This is a genomic window from Psychrobacter sp. Ps6, assembly GCF_022129235.1.
Classification (GTDB): Bacteria; Pseudomonadota; Gammaproteobacteria; order Pseudomonadales; family Moraxellaceae; genus Psychrobacter.
Map to the genome: position 1 here is coordinate 1 of NZ_JADQAI010000100.1, position 1,797 is coordinate 1,797.

The following is a 1,797-nucleotide window of genomic DNA, read 5'->3' on the forward strand; positions in this document are numbered from 1 at the left end:
ACATCATGTTCAATTTGATTTCGTTTGAGCTTGCCATTATCCGTATACCAACCAGAGATGGCTCGTGGATTGTCAAGCAGCAATAAGGTTCGGATTTGAGCGTAATCAGGTAGGGTTCGGTTTAATGCATGAACCTGTGGTTCGACATTTTCGCTATTGGCAATAACAGCGCATAACGTTTGTTGGCTATCGCCAGTAACGATCATTGGCGTCATCGGCAAAATCGCCAGCGCTTCTGATTCAATCCACTCCGGAGAGACATTTCTGCCATACGCGGTGACGATAAGGTTCTTCTTGCGTCCTGATAAAGTGACAAAGCCTTGCGCATCAATTTGGGCTAAGTCGCCCGTTTCTAACCATTCTTGAGCAAACGGTTCATTTAAATAACCAAGAGCAACGTTACCTTTGACGAGCAGTTCACCATCTTCAGCGATACGAATCTGAGTGTGGAGAAGCGGTTTGCCACACGTTCCTGCTTTAAATGAGGCTGGTGTATTCAAACAAACAACAGAGCCGCATTCAGACAAGCCATAACCTTCAAACGCAGGGATGTTCAGCGCATGCGCAGTGTTAATCAGTTGCGATGACACTCTTGCGCCTCCAACGGCGACAAATTTTAGAGAATCAACGAGAGAGGGCTGCTGTTTCACGATCTGAATGAGCGCAAGTAATAAAGCTGGTGTTAAGACTAAGCTTTCTGGTTTGATAGTCGCTAATACTTGTGCAAACAAATGTGGTTCAAATTGGCTTGAACCGAGTAAGCCGGTTTGCTCTCCGGGTAAAATATATGATGTCACACCCAACATAAGTGGAACATAAACGCCGGTTATGTTCTCGAGAAGCGTCGATAACGGAAGCAGAACTAAGTGTGAGTGCGCCGTGCCGTTTACTACGTCGGCGAGCGATTTCGCCACCAAACATAAATGTTCATTGCTTAAACACACCCCTTTAGGCTGACCAGTCGAGCCAGACGTAAATGTGATTTTTCCAGTTTCTGGAAGATAAGCGACCTGTGTATCTCCATTTCCAAACTGGTTACGACGCAGCAAAGGCAAATTTGCAATAGAAGGCGTATGGTCTTGCTGGTTAAAGCTTTGCTTAGGATTCGAAGCCAACCATGCTTGCCAATCGCCGACTAAAGCATCGACACCTGATTGCTCCAATGTATGTTCCACTTGAGCATCAGAGAAAAAAGTCGGAATAGGTACAACGATTATGTTTGCCGCCATCGCCGCCAAATCAACAACGGCCCAATCAATGCTATTTTCTGCCCGTAGAGCTAGTGCTTTGATGTTCTGTGCAATAAGCTCGGAAGCAACGAACTCTATCTTGTTCAATAATTCTGAGTAAGTAAGTTCAACCCTTTGACTCGCTCTGTAGCCGACCAAAGCTATTCTAGCTGGTGTCGTTTTTACCCATGTTGAAATGGCATCTATAAGAATATTCATACATAACCTATATTCTTGTTTTAATGACGTTAGATTTCTATCTAGACTTGTTTGAATTTTCTTTCTTGGACAACTCGAAGGCACTCCAACCCTTTCTGTAAATTACCAGCTAACACGCGCGGTTGATGCTCGTAGTACGTCCCCCAAGTGGACTCGGCCTCGGGAACTTTATATTGATCAGCCTTAGCGATGATACGCGGCTGTAATCCTAGACGCTCCATCATGGCGTAAAGAGGATCTGTCGCGGTGAAAATACACCATTCAAAGCCGAGATTGACCAGCATTTCTGCGATGAGATAGAAGTGCAAAGACGACATCCCCTTTGAGAAAGATGCCAAGTGGCCGAATT

General features: G+C 45.1%; 2 protein-coding genes. Both read right to left on the reverse strand.

Features of this window, described 5'->3' with window-relative positions:
* Positions 1-1,448 (reverse strand): AMP-binding protein (locus I3255_RS14060; RefSeq protein ID WP_238039373.1); only part of this gene is annotated, 1,448 nt, incomplete at its 3' end.
* A 41-nt stretch (positions 1,449-1,489) separates the two neighbouring features.
* The coding region (locus tag I3255_RS14065; protein ID WP_238039374.1) for a thermostable hemolysin at positions 1,490-1,797 on the reverse strand (308 nt) is incomplete at its 5' end.